Annotated in this window: 16 protein-coding genes; 11 read left to right on the forward strand and 5 right to left on the reverse strand. The window is 68.9% G+C overall.

Annotated features, from left to right (window positions below; all coding sequences use genetic code 11):
- Positions 1-215 precede the first annotated feature (215 nt).
- The 3 genes from GGD82_RS06600 to purM all read right to left on the reverse strand — a co-directional run bounded on the left by GGD82_RS06600 (position 216) and on the right by purM (position 2,445).
- On the reverse strand, positions 216-407 hold the full coding sequence (locus GGD82_RS06600; RefSeq protein WP_150063107.1) for a YgaP family membrane protein: 192 nt from the start codon (positions 405-407) through the stop codon (positions 216-218).
- A 224-nt stretch (positions 408-631) separates the two neighbouring features.
- Positions 632-1,306, reverse strand: coding sequence for a phosphoribosylglycinamide formyltransferase (gene purN / locus GGD82_RS06605; protein WP_150063108.1), 675 nt, complete (start codon positions 1,304-1,306; stop codon positions 632-634).
- Positions 1,303-2,445 carry a phosphoribosylformylglycinamidine cyclo-ligase gene (gene purM, locus GGD82_RS06610; protein WP_150063109.1) on the reverse strand — a complete coding sequence of 381 codons (1,143 nt, stop codon included), beginning with the start codon at positions 2,443-2,445 and terminating at the stop codon, positions 1,303-1,305. The genes purN and purM overlap by 4 nt, the downstream gene beginning before the upstream one ends.
- Positions 2,446-2,485: 40 nt before the next feature.
- Between purM and GGD82_RS06615 the strand changes: the two genes are divergently transcribed.
- From GGD82_RS06615 to GGD82_RS06625, 3 genes are read left to right on the forward strand one after another with little or no spacing between them, the layout of a single operon-like run.
- Complete coding sequence (locus GGD82_RS06615; protein ID WP_170284358.1) at positions 2,486-3,685, forward strand: DUF2066 domain-containing protein; 1,200 nt, start codon at positions 2,486-2,488, stop codon at positions 3,683-3,685.
- Positions 3,682-4,275, forward strand: coding sequence for a CDP-alcohol phosphatidyltransferase family protein (locus tag GGD82_RS06620; RefSeq protein ID WP_246163949.1), 594 nt, complete (start codon positions 3,682-3,684; stop codon positions 4,273-4,275). The genes GGD82_RS06615 and GGD82_RS06620 overlap by 4 nt, the downstream gene beginning before the upstream one ends.
- The gene (locus GGD82_RS06625; RefSeq protein WP_246163950.1) at positions 4,272-5,072 is read left to right on the forward strand and encodes an HdaA/DnaA family protein; all 801 of its coding nucleotides are present in this window, start codon (positions 4,272-4,274) and stop codon (positions 5,070-5,072) included. The genes GGD82_RS06620 and GGD82_RS06625 overlap by 4 nt, the downstream gene beginning before the upstream one ends.
- Here GGD82_RS06625 and GGD82_RS06630 read toward each other — a convergent pair.
- On the reverse strand, positions 5,058-6,593 hold the full coding sequence (locus GGD82_RS06630; RefSeq protein WP_150063111.1) for a sensor histidine kinase: 1,536 nt from the start codon (positions 6,591-6,593) through the stop codon (positions 5,058-5,060). The genes GGD82_RS06625 and GGD82_RS06630 overlap by 15 nt on opposite strands.
- 263 nt (positions 6,594-6,856) lie before the next feature.
- Here GGD82_RS06630 and acuI point away from each other — a divergent pair, with 263 nt between their 5' ends.
- The 8 genes from acuI (at position 6,857) to GGD82_RS06670 (ending at position 14,615) form a co-directional block, all read left to right on the forward strand.
- Positions 6,857-7,843 (forward strand): acrylyl-CoA reductase (NADPH), encoded by a 987-nt coding sequence (gene acuI, locus GGD82_RS06635; RefSeq protein ID WP_150063112.1) that lies wholly within the window; start codon positions 6,857-6,859, stop codon positions 7,841-7,843.
- 264 nt (positions 7,844-8,107) lie between these two features.
- Positions 8,108-9,781 carry a signal recognition particle protein gene (ffh, locus tag GGD82_RS06640; protein ID WP_150063113.1) on the forward strand — a complete coding sequence of 558 codons (1,674 nt, stop codon included), beginning with the start codon at positions 8,108-8,110 and terminating at the stop codon, positions 9,779-9,781.
- 189 nt (positions 9,782-9,970) lie between these two features.
- Positions 9,971-10,351 (forward strand): 30S ribosomal protein S16, encoded by a 381-nt coding sequence (rpsP, locus tag GGD82_RS06645; RefSeq protein WP_150063114.1) that lies wholly within the window; start codon positions 9,971-9,973, stop codon positions 10,349-10,351.
- A 30-nt stretch (positions 10,352-10,381) separates the two neighbouring features.
- On the forward strand, positions 10,382-10,999 hold the full coding sequence (gene rimM / locus GGD82_RS06650; RefSeq protein ID WP_150063115.1) for a ribosome maturation factor RimM: 618 nt from the start codon (positions 10,382-10,384) through the stop codon (positions 10,997-10,999).
- Positions 10,992-11,711, forward strand: coding sequence for a tRNA (guanosine(37)-N1)-methyltransferase TrmD (gene trmD / locus GGD82_RS06655; protein ID WP_150063116.1), 720 nt, complete (start codon positions 10,992-10,994; stop codon positions 11,709-11,711). Before rimM ends, trmD begins: the two co-directional genes overlap by 8 nt.
- A 179-nt stretch (positions 11,712-11,890) precedes the next feature.
- Positions 11,891-12,328 (forward strand): 50S ribosomal protein L19, encoded by a 438-nt coding sequence (rplS, locus tag GGD82_RS06660; RefSeq protein WP_150063117.1) that lies wholly within the window; start codon positions 11,891-11,893, stop codon positions 12,326-12,328.
- A 236-nt stretch (positions 12,329-12,564) separates the two neighbouring features.
- Entirely contained in the window at positions 12,565-13,965 is a 1,401-nt protein-coding gene (gene leuC, locus GGD82_RS06665; RefSeq protein ID WP_150063118.1) for a 3-isopropylmalate dehydratase large subunit, read from the forward strand.
- 152 nt (positions 13,966-14,117) lie between these two features.
- Positions 14,118-14,615, forward strand: coding sequence for a hypothetical protein (locus GGD82_RS06670; RefSeq protein ID WP_150063119.1), 498 nt, complete (start codon positions 14,118-14,120; stop codon positions 14,613-14,615).
- Positions 14,616-14,679: 64 nt separating this feature from the next.
- On the opposite strand, the gene GGD82_RS06675 is transcribed toward GGD82_RS06670, so the two are convergent.
- Positions 14,680-15,363, reverse strand: coding sequence for a hypothetical protein (locus GGD82_RS06675; protein WP_221240727.1), 684 nt, complete (start codon positions 15,361-15,363; stop codon positions 14,680-14,682).
- Between the last annotated feature and the right edge of the window lie 155 nt (positions 15,364-15,518).

Here is a 15,518-nt window from a genome sequence, read left to right on the forward strand (position 1 = left end):
GCGGGTCCTTGGGGCGGCGGACATGGTAGCACCGTCGGACCCGAACCGGGACCGCCGTGGGTCCTGCCTCGTCATATGGGGGCGGATCGCGCGGCTGCCATCCGTCGCAGGGGCTTGCCACAGGGAGGGCCGCAACGGAAAGGCCCCCCGGCGATGGGCGCGCCGAGGGGCCGGACCGTTGCGTCTGAACGTCAATCAAGAGGACGGGGGGTGGCTCAACTCGTCTTGCAGGTCTTGATGCCGAAGGGCAGGTACGCCGGGCACCAGCCGATCAGCGCCGTGGCGATCGGAACGATGCCGATGAAGCCCCAGGGATTGAGGACATCAGTCAGAAAGGCGCCGGCAATGAGCGCCACGCCCACGATCAGGCGTAAGGCGCGGTCAACGCTCCCCATGTTCTTGGTCATGATCCAAATCTCCCGTGTCAAAACAGTCCGTTGTCACGTGGAATCGCGACACCGGTCCCGCTGAAGCGACGGGGCGCCGGACATCCGGCACCACCGTTGCCGTCGGGGGTACTCCCAAAACGGGATCGAGATCCGTAACTAAGTCACACTTGGGCGCATTGGATGTGCGGTGCGGGCATTTTATGCCAAACAGAGAATGAACGGACGTCAAGCGCCGAGCGGTACTACAGGGCGGGATTGACCAGCGCCTCGGTCGAGGGCGCGCCGTCGCGGATGTGGCAGGCCTCGCCCGACACCCGGACCCGCTCCTCCGCCATCAGCCGCAGCGCCAGCGGATAGATGCGGTGTTCCTGCGCCAGTACGCGGGCCGCCAGCGACTCCGCGCTGTCGTCCGGCAGCACGGGCACGGCGGCCTGCACCAAGATGGGGCCCGAGTCCATCTCGGGCCGCACCAGGTGGACGGTGCAGCCGTGCAGTTTCATCCCGGCGTCCAGCACGCGCTCGTGGGTGTGCAGGCCCTTGAACGCGGGCAGCAGCGACGGGTGGATGTTCAGCAGGCGGTCGGTCCAGCGTTCGACGAAGCCGGCCGTCAGCAGCCGCATGAACCCGGCCAGACAGATCAGCCGCACCCCGGCGTCGCGCAGGTGGGCGTGTACGGCGTTCTCGAACGCCTCCCGGTCCTCGTAGTCCCGGTGTGGCACCACGGCGGTGGGCAGGCCCCTCTCGGCGGCCCAGGTGAGGCCGGCGGCGGCGGGGTCGTTGCTGAGCACAAGGGCGATGCGCGCGGGAAAGGCGGGGTCCGCGCAGGCCTCCGCCAGCGCCATCATATTGCTGCCGCGTCCCGAGATCAGGATTCCGACCGGAACCCGGGTGTCCGGCCGCTCCGGCGTGACGGTCATGCCCAGGCCTCGTCCAGGCCGTCCAGGCGGACCGCCGGCCCGTCCTCGCGCGCGGTGATCGCGCCGATGATCCGGGCGGTCTCCCCGTGGGTGGCGAGCCGGGCCACCGTTTCGTCGACCCGGTCGGCGGCCACGGCGGCCACCATGCCGGTGCCACAGTTGAAGGTGCGCGCCATTTCCAGCGGCGCGATCCCGCCGGCCGTCTGGAGCCAGCGGAACACCGGCGGCAAGGGCAGGGCGGCGGCGTCCAGGCGGGCGGCCAGGCCATCGGGCAGGACGCGCGGAATGTTCTCGATGAACCCGCCGCCGGTGATGTGCGCCAAGGCGTGCACGGCGCCGGAGCGCACCGCCTCTAGGCACGAGCGGACATAAATGCGCGTCGGCGTCAGCAGCGCAGCGCCCAGGCTTTGCTCCGGCGCGAACGGGGCCGGGGCATCCCACGCCAGACCCTGGTCGGCCACGACGCGCCGGACGAGCGAGTAGCCGTTGGAGTGCAGCCCGGTGGAGGCGAGGCCGAGCAGCACGTCGCCCTCGGCCACGGCGCCCCCGGTCAAAAGCTGGTCGCGCTCCACGGCGCCGACCGCGAAGCCGGCGAGGTCATAGTCGCCGCCGCCGTACAGGCCCGGCATTTCGGCGGTCTCGCCGCCCACAAGGGCGCAGCCGGCCTGCCGGCATCCCTCGGCGATCCCCGATACCACGGCGCGCGCGGTCTCGACATCCAACCGCCCCGTGGCGTAGTAATCCAGGAAGAACAAGGGCTCGGCGCCTTGGACGACCAGATCGTTGACGCACATGGCGACGAGGTCGATGCCAACGCCATCATGATGCCCGGAGTCGATCGCAATCTTCAGCTTGGTGCCGACCCCATCGGTCGCGGCGACCAGCAGGGGATCGCGAAACCCGGCACCGGCCAGATCGAAGATCGCGCCGAAGCCGCCGAGCGCGGCGTCCGCGCCGGGGCGCACGGTGCTGCGGGCCAACGGTTTGATGGCCTGCACGAGCGCATCGCCGGCCGCGATATCGACGCCGGCGGCCTTATACGTCAGGCCCCCCTCACGGGGGCCGTCGCTGGGGAAGGGAGTGGAAATGGCGGCCTCGCGAACGCTCAGGGGGTGGCTGGGAAGGCTGCCGGGAACCATAGCCAAACCGGAGGCCGATGCAACAGCGGCGCCGGGTGTCGTGGGCACCGTTGTGCGCCTGTGGCTGGCGGTGGCCCTGGTTACGGTGCTTGGTGTGGTGCCGGGTGCGGTCTCGGCTTTGGCGCAATCGGCTGGGGAGGACGGGGCCTACACCGCCCGTGATGTTCCGATCGAGGCCACCGCCGGCGATCCGGCGCAGGCCCGTCAGCAGGCGGTGGCCGCTGGTCAGGTGACGGCGTTTCAGGCCATGCTCCGCCGCATCACCGATCCCGCCGACCAGGGCCGCCTGCCGCAGCCGTCGGCGGATGACGTCCGGCGCATGGTGGAGACCTACAGTCTCGCCGACGAGCGCACCACCAACACCAGCTATCGGGCGCGCATCACCGTCCGCTACGACGGCGATGCCGTGCGGGATCTCCTGCAACGGAACGGTATCGGCTATGCCGCCAGCGCATCCCAGCCGGTGGTGGTCCTGCCCGTGTATCAGGCCGGCCCGGACCGCGCGCCGGTGCTGTGGGAGGACACCAACCCGTGGCTCTCGGCATGGCGGGCGCGGGACAGCGAAAACGTGCTGATGCCGATCGATGTGCCGACCGGGGACCTGCGCGACGTCACCAGCGTGACCGCCGAGGAGGCGCTGGAGCCGGACAGCGAGGCGCTGGCCCGCGTTCTGGACCGCTACGGGCGCGCCCAGGCGCTGATCGCGCAGGCGGTGCGGACCGGTCCCGACACGCTGGCGCTGTCGATCAACTATGGCTCGCCCCGCGCGATGGCGCGCACGGCCACCACCACGCTCGACCGGGCGGCTGGCGAGTCCGACGCGGCATTCCTGATTCGGGCCGCCGATGCCATCGCCAGCCGGATGGAGTCGGACTGGCGCGGCGCCACCATGATTTCGACCGGCACCGCGCGCGAGGTGACCGCGCTGGCGACTCTGGAGGGCTTTGGCGACTGGGTGGCGATTCGACAGGCCCTGGAGCGCTCGCCCATGATCCGCGACCATGCGGTGCGGGCAATGACTCGAGATCGGGCGCAGTTGTCCCTGACCGTGCTGGGCGATGCCGCGCGGGTGAACGCTGCCCTAGAGGCGGAAGGTCTGACGGTGCGGGAGCACGGCGCCTACTGGATCATCAGCCGGATCGGCGGGCCGTCGGTGCCCGCTGATCCCGCCGCCCAACCGTATCCGTCGTCGGGTCCGGCGCCGTCGGGTGTGTTCGGGGGAGGCCCGGTTTCGCAGTGAAGCGCGCCTGGATTCCGAACCTTTTGACGCTGAGCCGGCTGGTCATGGTGGCGCCGATGCTCTGGTGCGTGGCGCACGGGGTGTACGGGCCGGCCGTGGCGCTGTTCGTCCTGGCCGGGGTGACCGACGCGCTCGATGGGGCGCTCGCGCGGCGCCTGAACGCGCGCAGTGCTCTGGGGGCCGCCCTGGATCCGGTGGCGGACAAAGCGCTGGTGTCCGGGGCGTTCATCGTCCTCGGGTCGCAGGCGGTTCTGCCCCTTGCCTTGGCGATTCTGGTGGTGGGCCGCGATCTCGCGATCCTGGCTGGCGCGGTGATCGTGCGCCTGCGGTGGGGCGCCTTCGCCCCGCGGCCCTCGCGCCTGTCCAAGCTCAACACGGCCGCGCAAATCCTGCTGGTCGCCGTGGCCATGCTGGAGGCGTGGCGTCTGCCCTGGCTCGGCGATGCCATCACGCCGGCCCTGGCCCTGGTCGTGGCGATCACCACGACGGGATCGGGTCTCGGTTACGCCTGGACCGCATGGCATCGGCTGCGGGAGCGTCGGAACCGGCGTCCCGGCGGGGTCGCGCCGCCGGACGGGGGGCGGGCATGACGGGGGACGACGAGGCGGCGCCGGTGACCCGCGCCACGCCGGACGGTGAGGGGGCGTGGGATCCCGAGGCTGGGCCGCAAATGGTGTTCGATTTCCCGACCCGGCCGGCGCTCGGGCGGGAGGACTTCCTGGTGGCGCCTTGCAATGCCGAGGCGGTGGCCTGGATCGACCGTTGGCCCGACTGGTCGGGGCCGGCCCTGGCGCTGGTCGGGCCTGTGGGCGGGGGCAAGACGCATCTCGCTCATGTCCTGGCGGCGCGTACGGGGGCCTTGATCCTGGAGCCGAGCGCGGTGGAGGCGGTCGACGCCGCCCTGATCGCCGGTCTGTTCACCGACGAGGGGCAGCGTGTGGCGGTGGTCGAACTTCCGGTCGGTGCCCTGCGGTTCGATCCGGCGTTGGAGAAAGCCCTGTTCCACCTGCTGAACATGGCGCGGGAGAACGGCGGCCATGTCCTGCTGACGGCCGAGGTGGCGCCGGCCCGCTGGCCCGTGTCGCTGCCCGATCTGCGGTCCCGTCTGGCCGCGATTCCGGTGGCGCAGATCACGCCGCCCGACCAGACGTTGCTGGAAATGGTGCTCGTGAAGCTGTTCGCGGACCGTCAGGTGGTGGTGGCGCCCGAGGTGGTGCGCTATCTGGCGCGCCGCATGGAGCGGTCGTTCGCCGCCGCGCGGGCCGTGGTGGCGCGTCTCGACACGCTGGCCTGGACGCGCGGGCGACCGATTACCCTGCCGCTGGCACGGGCCATGCTGCAACGGGACTCCACCGTTCTCTCCGGGGGGCGGTCAGGGGACCGGTGACGCGGACGGGCCCTGGGGGCCGTCCGCCGGTTCGGCGACGCCCGCGAGCGAAAAACTGAACACCGACCCCGAACGTCCGTCCGAGCGAAGTGTCACCCGGCTGCCGTGGTTTTCAGCGATCCGTTTGACCAGCGCGAGCCCGATTCCCGTGCCTTCGAAGGTGTCCGGGCCATGCAGCCTTTGAAACACGCCGAAGACGCGGTCGTGGAATTCCTGCGGGATGCCGATCCCGTTGTCGGCGACGTCGATCCGCCACCGTGTTCCTTCCGGTACCGCGTTGATGCGGATGTCCGGTGATCGATCGGGATGGTGATACTTGATGGCGTTGCCGATCAGATTCTGCATCAGAAGGGCAAGCTGGCCCCGGTCGACCAGCACCGTCGGTCCCGGATCCGGAAGCAGGATGTGCGCGCCTGTTTCCTCGATCGTCCCGCGTAGATTGGCCATCGCGTCGGCCAGGATGTCGGCCAGGGCCACCGGCCTCTGCGCTTGTCGTTTGGTCGATGTCCGGGAATAATCCAGCAAGCCGCTGATCTGGCGGCTGAGGCGCTTGGCGCCGTCTTCTGAGTACGCGATGAACTCGTTGGCCTCGGCGTCGAGGCGGTCGCCGTACCGCACCCGCAAGAGACCGAGGAAGTTGGAGATGGTGCGCAGCGGCGCCTGGAGGTCGTGCGAGGTGGCGTAGGCAAACTGCTCCAGGTCCTCGTTCGACCGTTTGAGCTCGCTGTTCATCGTTTCCAGCCGTTCCGTCCGCTCGCGCACCGCCTGTTCAAGGCGGGCGTTGCTTTCGTTCAGGATAGCCAGACGCTCGGCATCGGCGCGCTGTTTCAGGGCCAGGGTCACCACAAAGCCGATCATCAGCGCGGAGATAAGCCCGAGCATGATGAGTTCGCGCTCAAACGTGCGCTCCACGCCGAAGATGCTCAGTATTTCGTGTTCGGGCGTGGACAGGCCGATGGTCCAGGTATCCGCTCCGACCCGCACAGACGTCCACGCCGTGTATTCACGCCCTTTCTCGGGTAACCAGATGTACCACGCGGTGCCCGTGGTGGCGTTCTTCACCGCATTCACGATCTCTTCGTAGTGCGAGGCCCCACGTTCCTTTTGCCGCGCGAAGACCTGCTCCACGGATAGACCGGCGTATTCCGAGGGAAAGTCGGAACTCCCATCGAAGACGACGCTGTCTTGGTTGTAGACCCAGGCGTCGCCCAACTCGCCAAGCCGGATGGGCGCAATGAACAGGGCCAGCACCTCCTGTTCCGCCTGCCGAACGCTGACGTCGTCTGTGGTCGTGCGCTCCACAAGCCATTCACGGGCAGCGCGGGCGGCGTTCTCGACGATTTCCGCCTCCAGGTCCAACCACGACTCCAGGGCGGAGGCCGTTCGCGCCGCATGGCGATCGAACACCTGCCACCAAAGAACGCCAAGAACACACAGGGCAATCAGGCCGATTGCGACAAAAGGCTTAGAGGACGGCGGCCCTTGACCCCTTGGCGCACCCTGTTCCACGTCGCTGGCCATCGGGGCCTCTCGGTTTCAACGGGTCGGAACCGACCGGCGCGCGCCCCGGTTCCCAGGTTCGTCCTGCTGTGACGGGTGGAACGGTAAACTATGCTGCCCTCTTCTTTGGGTTGAGGCAATCCCCTAAAGGTGCGTGGATACGGCATTTGTCCTTTTGCTAGACATGCGGGTACCGAAGGCCTTGGCGCTTGACCCATTGGCCGCCAACCGAAATGGTACAAAATCCGATGCACCGACCCCGCAATCACAACGAGGAGGGCCCCATGTTCACGGCGATCATCCTGACCCGCGCCGAGGATAAGTCCACGCAGGCCGCCGTTGCGGAGGCGGACGAGACGGACCTGCCTGAGGGCGACGTGACCGTCGCGGTCAGTCACTCGACCCTGAACTATAAGGATGGCCTGGCCATCACGGGCAAGGGGCCCGTGGTGCGGTCCTGGCCGATGATCCCCGGCATCGACTTCGCCGGCACGGTGGCCGACAGCAGCCACGCGGCGTTCAAGCCCGGCGACCGTGTCGTGCTGAACGGCTGGGGCTTGGGCGAAACCCGGTGGGGCGGCCTTGGCGCCAAGGCTCGCGTACCCGGCGACTGGCTAGTGCCGCTGCCCGATGCGTTCTCACCGGCGCAGGCGATGGCCATCGGCACGGCGGGCTACACGGCGGCGCTGTCCGTGCTGGAGCTGGAGCGCCAGGGCGCGACACCCGACAAGGGGCCGGTGCTGGTGACGGGCGCCAGCGGCGGCGTCGGCGGCGTGGCCATCGCGCTGCTGGCCAGCAAGGGCTTCGAGGTGGTGGCGCTGACCGGCCGCACCAGCGAGGAGGCCTATCTCAAGGGCCTGGGGGCGTCGGCGATCATGGACCGGGCCGAATATGCCGGGCCGGCGAAGCCCTTGGGCAAGGAACGCTGGGCTGCGGCGATCGACACCGTCGGTACCCACACGCTTGCGAATGTGCTGTCCCAGATGAAGATGTACAGCCCGGTCGCGTCCTGCGGTCTGGCGGGCGGCATGGATTTGCCGTCGTCGGTGGCGCCGTTCATTCTGCGTGGCGTGAAGCTGTGCGGCATCGACAGCGTCTATATGCCGAAGCCGGAGCGCGTGGCGGCCTATGCTCTGCTGGCGGCGCATCTGGATCCGGCCCGGTTGGAGGCGATGACGGAGACGGTGGGCCTCGCCGACGCGATTCCGGCGGCGGAGCGCCTGATGGCCGGGCAGGTGCGCGGGCGCGTCGTCGTCGATGTGACCCGTTAGCGACCGAATCCCGCACCGCTTAGCGGGCGATCCGGTCCGAAACCACCCGGCGATATTGACACACCGGCCCGAGGCGCGTAGACATGCGACCCTTCCCTCGGGCCGGGGTCCTGGCACGAGGGCGTTCACGCACCGCATTCGGTCGCATCTCCACCGCCAGGGCGGTCCGTCAGTCCGCGAGGGTTCGCGCACTGGCGCCATACGTGTTTGCGTGGAGATTTGCGTTCGGGGGCACGGTCGCACGAGCAAAAGGTACGCTGGCCCATGTTCGAAGGTCTGTCCGGTCGTCTCGGCGATGTCCTGGAAAAGCTGCGCGGTAAGGGCAGCATCACCCAGGACGACGTCAACGCCGCCATGCGCGAGGTTCGCATCGCGCTGCTGGAGGCGGACGTGGCCCTGCCGGTGGTCAAAGACTTCGTCAACACGGTGAAGGAACGGGCCGTCGGTCAGGAGGTCATCAAGTCGGTGACCCCGGGCCAGATGGTCATCAAGATCGTCCACGATGCCCTGGTCGAGATGCTGTCCGGGCGCATCGGGTCCCAGGTGGAGGACGAGGAGGACGACGCCGAGGCCCGCAAGCGTGACCGGGTGGCGGAGTCCCTGAACCTCAACGCCACGCCGCCGGTGCCGATCCTGATGGTCGGCCTCCAGGGCTCGGGTAAGACCACGACCTCGGCCAAGATCGGCCTGCGCCTGAAAAGCGCGATGCGCAAGAAGGTGCTGATGGCCTCGCTGGACGTGCAGCGTCCGGCCGCCCAGCATCAGCTTGCTGTGCTGGGCGAACAGACTGGGGTGGATACCCTGCCCATCATTATGGGGCAGCAGCCGGTCCAGATCGCCCGTCGCGCGCTCGACGAGGGCCGCAAGGGTGGCTACGACGTGGTCATTCTGGACACCGCCGGCCGGCTCGCCATCGACGAGGAGTTGATGGAGGAGGTCGCCGAGGTTCGCAAGGTGACCAACCCGGCCGAAACGCTGCTCGTCACCGACGCCATGATCGGTCAGGACGCGGTGACCGTCGCGACCGAGTTTAACGACAAGGTCGGCATCTCCGGCATTGTGTTGACGCGCGTGGATGGCGACGCGCGCGGCGGTGCCGCCCTGTCGATGCGCGCCATCACCGGCCGCCCCATCAAGCTGATGGGCGTGGGCGAGAAGATGGACGCGCTGGAGGAGTTCCAGGCCGACCGCATCGCCGGCCGCATCCTCGGCATGGGCGACGTCGTCAGTCTGGTCGAAAAGGCCGCCCAGTCCATCCAGATGGACGAGGCGGAGAAGATTGCCCGCCGCATGGAGAAGGGCAAGTTCGACCTGGAGGACTTGCTCAGCCAGCTCCGGCAGGTGCGCCGGATGGGCGACATCAAGGGCCTGCTCGGCCTCATGCCGGGCGTCGCCAAGATGAAGAAGCAGATCGACGCCGCGAACATCGACGATTCGATGATCAAGCGTCAGGAGGCGGTCATCCTGTCGATGACCCTGCGCGAACGGCGTCATCCGGAGATCATCAAGGCCTCCCGCAAGAAGCGTATCGCGGCCGGCGCCGGCACCACGGTGCCGGAGGTCAACAAGCTGCTGAAACAGCATCAGCAGATGGCCATGATGATGAAAAAGATGAAGAAAATGGGCGGCATGAAGGGCATGGCCGAACGCATGGGTGGCCTATTCGGCGGCGGGGCCGGCGGCATGGGCGACATGGCCGGGCTCGGTGACATGGACCCCAAGGAACTGGCCGCCATGGCGAAGAAGGGCGAGCTGCCGCCCGAACTGGCGGAGCAGATCGCCGACGGCAAAATGCCCCCCGGTTTGGGTGGCGACCTGGGCGGCGGTGCGGGCGGCGCCGGTCTGCCGCCGGGCCTCGGCAGCGCGGCCGGTCTGCCCGGGCGCTCCGGCCTGCCGACAAACCTGCTGACCCAGCGGCCGAAGGGCCGCAAGAGATGAATCTGAGGCCGAAGGGCCGCAAGAGATGAATCTGAGGCCGAAGGGCCGCAAGAGATGAATCTGAGGCCCAAGGGGCGCCCGCGTTGACCCGCGACCCAGCGGCCTTAAAACGACACACCAGCGGCGTTTGGCCGTTGGCGAGCCCCACAACAGGTTCAAAGACCTAAACCCCAAGGAGTTCCACGTCCCATGTCCCTTAAGATTCGTCTGGCCCGTGGCGGTGCCAAGAAGCGTCCGTTCTACCGCATCGTGCTGGCCGACTCCCGTGCCCCGCGCGACGGCCGCTTCATCGAGAAGCTGGGCACCTACAACCCGGTTCTGCCGCGTGAGAACGAGGAGCGCATCCGCCTGAAGGAAGAGCGCATCCGTCACTGGATCGCCAACGGCGCCCAGCCGACCGACCGCGTCGCCAAGTTCCTGGCGGAGGCCGGCCTGATGGATCCGCGTCCGCGCACGGAGCAGACCAAGAAGAACCAGCCCAAGGCCAAGGCGCAGGAGCGTCTGCGCGAGGCTCGCGAAAAGGCTGAAGCCGCAGCGGCGGCTGCCGCCGAGGCCGAGGCCGGCGAGTAAGAGCAGGGCGAACGTCACGGGGACACGGGCATGGTCGACCGCGTGTGCGTGGGAGTGATCGTGGGCGTCCATGGCGTGCGCGGCGCCGTGCGGGTGAAGAGTTTCACCGCCGAGCCCGAGGACGTCGGCGCTTACGGCCCGGTGTCCACCGAGGATGGCGCGCGGTCGTGGGCCCTGAAGGTCGTCGGTTCGGCCAAGGGCGTTGTCATTGTCCAGTTGGACGGGGTGCGCGACCGCACCACGGCCGAGGGGTTGAAAGGTGTCCGCCTGTACGTCCCCCGCTCGGCGCTGCCGCCGCCGGAGGACGAGGAGGAGTTCTACCACGCCGACCTCGTCGGGCTGGCGGTGGAGCACGAGAGCGGGGAGCGCATCGGCACGGTGCGCGCGGTCCATGACTTCGGCGCCGGCGACATGCTGGAAGTGGCCCCGTCCGCCGATCCGGCCGATGCCGCCGGTGGGGGCCGAGCGATCATGATTCCCTTCACCCGCTCCGCCGTGCCGGTGGTGGATCTGAAGGGGGCGCGGCTCGTCGTGGCGCCGTTGCCGGGCCTACTGGATCCGGCACCGGTCGGCGGGGACCCGGACGATTGCGAGGGATCGGACGGTCCTCCGGACAGCCCCTCTGGGGGCGATACGGCCGATGGCTGAGGACACCCCTCCGTGCTGGACGGCGATGGTCCTGACGTTGTTTCCGGAGATGTTTCCGGGTCCGTTGGGGCTCTCGCTGGCCGGCAAGGCCCTCACGGATGGTGTGTGGGCGCTGCGGACGGCGGATATCCGGGACTACGCCCGCGACCGTCACCGCACCGTGGATGACACACCGTTCGGCGGCGGTGCCGGGATGGTCATGCGGCCCGACGTGGTCAGCGACGCCATCGCGGCCAACCATGACCCGGCGGAGGGCCGCCGTTTGATCTACCTGTCGCCCCGTGGGCGGCGGCTCGATCAGCCGCTGGTGCGGGAGTTGGCGGCGGGGCCGGGGGTGACCCTGGTCTGCGGCCGGTACGAGGGTCTGGACCAGCGCGTTCTGGACGCCTGGGCCATGGACGAGGTCAGCGTCGGCGATGTCGTCCTCTCCGGGGGCGAGACGGCGGCGCTGGTGCTGCTGGACGCGGTGGCGCGGCTGCTGCCCGGTGTGACCGGCAAGGTCGAATCGCTGGAAGACGAAAGCTTCGAGCACGGCCTGCTGGAGTACCCGCACTACACCCGACCCCGGGAGTGGAGCGGGCGGTCCGTGCCGGAGGTCTTGATCTCCGGCCACCACGGGCGCGTCGCCCAGTGGCGGCGGGAGCAGGCCGAGGCGGTCACCCGCGAGCGGCGGCCCGACCTGTGGGCGCGCTATGTCGCGGGAGAAGAGTAGGGCGGAACGGGCCACTGCACCGGAACAAACCGCTTTCCTCCGGGCGGAGGCCAGCGTATGAGAGGGGCCCGCGCGCGGACCCCTCAACGAGACGGTCCCGGTGGGACCCAGGCTTTTTAGCCCCAAAACCCTGTAGCCAATGAAAACCAACCAAGATTGATGCGAAAGGATCCCGGATCATGAACCTCATTGAGCAGCTCGAAAAAGAGCAGATGGACAAGGCCCTCGAGGCACGCGGCGTGCCCGAGTTCGCGCCCGGTGACACCGTCAAGGTTCACCTGAAGGTCGTCGAGGGCACCCGCAGCCGTATTCAGGTCTACGAGGGCGTTGTGATCGCCCGTCGGAATGCGGCCTTCAACAGCACCTTCACGGTGCGCAAGATTTCCTTCGGCGAGGGCGTGGAGCGCGTGTTCCCGCTGTACGCGCCGACCATCGACCGGATCGAGGTCGTTCGTCGCGGTAAAGTCCGGCGCGCGAAGCTGTACTACCTGCGCGGCCGTCGCGGCCGGTCGGCCCGCATCGTCGAGGACGGCACCGCCACGCAGAAGGCGCTGTCGCACGAGCGGCAGGTCAGCAAGGAGCGCAAGGAAGCCGCCACCGCCGCCAAGGGCGAGTAACGCGCGCGCGGCATCCGCGTTTGCGGCTGTGTTCGACCCCGCCCGGCGGCGTTCGCCTGGCGGGGTCGTTTGCGTTCGGGCCCCCATGGTGCGCGCCCGTCGGTTCCCGTCCGTCGGTTCGCAGCCGCCGGGCGGCACCTGCGGGTCCGCCGTGTCTTGCCCGGTGCGCGGCGTCGTGGCATGACTGCCCCACTTCATAAACACTAGAGACCATTGATCCGAGGAGCCCCCGCGCCATGGCCAGTACGCTGTTCGACAAGATCTGGGCAAGTCACCTGATCGAGCGTCAGGAGGATGGCACCTGCCTGATCTACATCGACCGTCACATGGTCCATGAGGTGACCAGCCCGCAGGCCTTCGAGGGGCTGCGTCTGGCCGGTCGCCCCGTGCGGGTGCCGAAGGCGACGCTCGCGGTGGCGGATCACAACGTGCCGACCACCGACCGGAGCAAGGGCATCAGCGACCCCGAAAGTGCCCTCCAGGTCCAGACGCTGGAGGATAACTGCCGCGACTTCGGCGTCGAATACCTGTCGATGACCGATATCCGTCAGGGCATCGTGCACATCGTCGGGCCGGAGCAGGGCTTCACGCTGCCGGGGGCCACCATCGTCTGTGGCGACTCCCACACCGCGACCCATGGCGCCTTTGGCGCGCTGGCGTTCGGCATCGGGACGTCGGAGGTCGAGCACGTCCTGGCCACCCAGACGCTGCGCCAGATGCCGGCCAAGAACATGCGCGTGCGCATCGACGGGCAGGTCGGGCCGGGCGTGACGGCCAAGGACATCGTGCTCGCCATCATCGGCACCATCGGCACCGCCGGCGGCACCGGCTACGTCATCGAGTACGCGGGCGAGGCCATTCAGGCACTGTCGATGGAAGGCCGCATGACGGTCTGCAACATGAGCATCGAGGCGGGCGCCCGCGCCGGCCTGATCGCGCCGGACGAGACCACGTTCGCCTATATGCAGGGCCGTCCGCTGGCGCCGAAGGGCGCCGCCTGGGAGGCGGCCGTCACCTGGTGGAAGACGCTCAAGACCGATCCGGACGCGACCTTCGACAAGGAAGTCGTGATCGACGCCACCACCATCGTGCCGCAGGTGACCTGGGGCACGAGCCCGGAGAACGTCCTGCCGATCACCGCCACCGTGCCCGATCCGGCCGCGGAGAGCGATCCGAGCCGGCGCGCGACCATTGAACGGGCGTTGGCCTACATGGGCCTGACCGCCGGCATGAAGCTGACGGACATCGCGGTGGATCGGGTGTTCATCGGCTCCTGCACCAACGGCCGCATCGAGGACCTGCGCGCGGCCGCCGCCCTGGCCAAGGGCCGTAAGGTGGCCGACAGCGTGAGCGCCATGGTCGTGCCCGGGTCCGGGCTGGTGAAGGAGCAGGCGGAGGCCGAGGGCCTGGACGCCATTTTCACCGAGGCCGGGTTCGAGTGGCGCGAGCCGGGCTGTTCCATGTGTCTGGCCATGAATGCCGACCGGCTGGCGCCCGGCGAGCGGTGTGCCTCCACCTCCAACCGCAATTTCGAGGGCCGGCAGGGCCGGGGCGGTCGCACCCACCTTGTGAGTCCGGAAATGGCGGTGGCCGCCGCCATCACGGGCCACCTGACCGACGCCCGCGATTTGGCGTAACCCGATACCGGGCGGGGGAGCCTACGCGGCTCCCCCCGGCTCACCACCGATTGCGGCCTGTCAACGACTCCCATTCGCATCGCGTGCTACCGTTTCGGGATGATCGGGCGTCCCGTGTGGGGCGCCCTCGCCTGATGCATGGGAGATTTATCATGGTGATGTCCGGGCGATGGGGCGGCGGGTTGGTCCTGGCCCTCGCTCTGGCGGTTTTCGCCGGGGTCGTGAGCGCCGGGACGGCCGAGGCTGCGGCCCCCACGGTTCGTGTGGACCTGCGATGCAATGGACCCGACGGGCCCCGTGATGTCCGCGCCTGTCTGGACGGCGCGACCCTGGAGGTCGGCCGCGCCGGCATCATCACGATCTATCAGACCGAGGATGTGGTGGCTCTGGGCGACCCGTCCACCGGCCATTTGAGCCTGTCCCTGCCCAAGGACTTCCGCGTCCGGGCGCAGAATCGGGGCGCCGACACCCGCCTGAGCCTGACCGTTGCCGCGCCGTCGGGCAAGACGGTCTACGAGGCCGCCGCCGGCCATTATGAGTGGGTGCAGTACACCCACTGCGGCCCGCAGGTGGAGCCGACGTGCCGCCAGTACAACTATGGCAAGGACGGCCGGGTCCGCCCCCGCTACAGCGACTCGGCCACGCACTGAGCGGGCCCGACCTGAGAGGCTATGCCCCGGGGGGCGAGTCGGTCTTGGGGCTCCGGCGTTGCGGCTACGGATTGATCCCGTTGGTGCCGACGGCCAGCCGGAATCGCACCTCCGTGGCCGCGTCGTAGCGGTCCATGACCGCGGGGTTCGCGTGGCGCGGCTCGTCGGCCGGTGTGCGCAGGGGGATCCCTGTGCCGTCGCGCGCGGCCAGCAGGGCCGGAAACGTCAGCGTGTCATAGCCCCCGTTCGGGCCTCCGTTCGGGTGCGCCCAGACCTGGAACGCGACCGCGCCATTCTGACAGCCGACCGCGAGCCACCAGTAGTCCTGAGAGCGCAGTTGCGTGCCGGCCGGCGCCGGGGCCCCGAGTCCGTCGCGAGCCAAGGCGGCGCGAACGGCGGCGGCGTCCGCGGGGGCCAGAGTCGTTTGCCGGATCTCCCCGGCCCAGGGCGCGAACACGCGCGACGGATTGCTGAACTCGAAGGTCGTCTGATTCGTCGGCCCGCCGATGACCCGAGTCCGCAGCCGCGCCGCGCCGGCGGGCGCTCCGCCGCTCAGAAATGGATCGGCGGCGACCATCTCATAGACCCGAATCCGCTTGCTGTAATTGGCGTTGTGGACCAGCCGGAGGTGGTCGGGCGCCCCTGGGCCACATGTCGCGCGGATGTCGTCGCCGTTCAGGAACGAGAACCACGTCAGTTTGCGGGTGACCGGATTGGATATATCTCCCGTCGAGGTGCAGGCCGCCACGGCCCCCAGGATCCCGCCAAAGGTTATAGCGGCGAGCACGCGACCCGCGGGCCCGCGTCGCGCCAGCGTCGGTGTCGACCGACCGACACCCCCAATCGGTAGTCCGCGCCAGTTTCGCGTCCCCAACATTTTGAAAATTCTATGGCCGCGTCCCA

Origin of the sequence: Roseospira marina (genome assembly GCF_014197855.1) — a bacterium.
Taxonomy (GTDB): domain Bacteria; phylum Pseudomonadota; class Alphaproteobacteria; order Rhodospirillales; family Rhodospirillaceae; genus Rhodospira; species Rhodospira marina.

Bases quoted from the DNA above. Each gene is read 5' to 3' on its own strand.
- GGD82_RS06600 (WP_150063107.1), bottom strand. From the start codon at position 407: ATGACCAAGAACATGGGGAGCGTTGACCGCGCCTTACGCCTGATCGTG.
- purN (WP_150063108.1), bottom strand. From the start codon at position 1,306: ATGACCGTCACGCCGGAGCGGCCGGACACCCGGGTTCCGGTCGGAATC.
- purM (WP_150063109.1), bottom strand. From the start codon at position 2,445: ATGGTTCCCGGCAGCCTTCCCAGCCACCCCCTGAGCGTTCGCGAGGCC.
- GGD82_RS06625 (WP_246163950.1), top strand. From the start codon at position 4,272: ATGACGGGGGACGACGAGGCGGCGCCGGTGACCCGCGCCACGCCGGAC.
- GGD82_RS06630 (WP_150063111.1), bottom strand. From the start codon at position 6,593: ATGGCCAGCGACGTGGAACAGGGTGCGCCAAGGGGTCAAGGGCCGCCG.
- acuI (WP_150063112.1), top strand. From the start codon at position 6,857: ATGTTCACGGCGATCATCCTGACCCGCGCCGAGGATAAGTCCACGCAG.
- ffh (WP_150063113.1), top strand. From the start codon at position 8,108: ATGTTCGAAGGTCTGTCCGGTCGTCTCGGCGATGTCCTGGAAAAGCTG.
- rpsP (WP_150063114.1), top strand. From the start codon at position 9,971: ATGTCCCTTAAGATTCGTCTGGCCCGTGGCGGTGCCAAGAAGCGTCCG.
- rimM (WP_150063115.1), top strand. From the start codon at position 10,382: ATGGTCGACCGCGTGTGCGTGGGAGTGATCGTGGGCGTCCATGGCGTG.
- trmD (WP_150063116.1), top strand. From the start codon at position 10,992: ATGGCTGAGGACACCCCTCCGTGCTGGACGGCGATGGTCCTGACGTTG.
- rplS (WP_150063117.1), top strand. From the start codon at position 11,891: ATGAACCTCATTGAGCAGCTCGAAAAAGAGCAGATGGACAAGGCCCTC.
- leuC (WP_150063118.1), top strand. From the start codon at position 12,565: ATGGCCAGTACGCTGTTCGACAAGATCTGGGCAAGTCACCTGATCGAG.
- GGD82_RS06670 (WP_150063119.1), top strand. From the start codon at position 14,118: ATGGTGATGTCCGGGCGATGGGGCGGCGGGTTGGTCCTGGCCCTCGCT.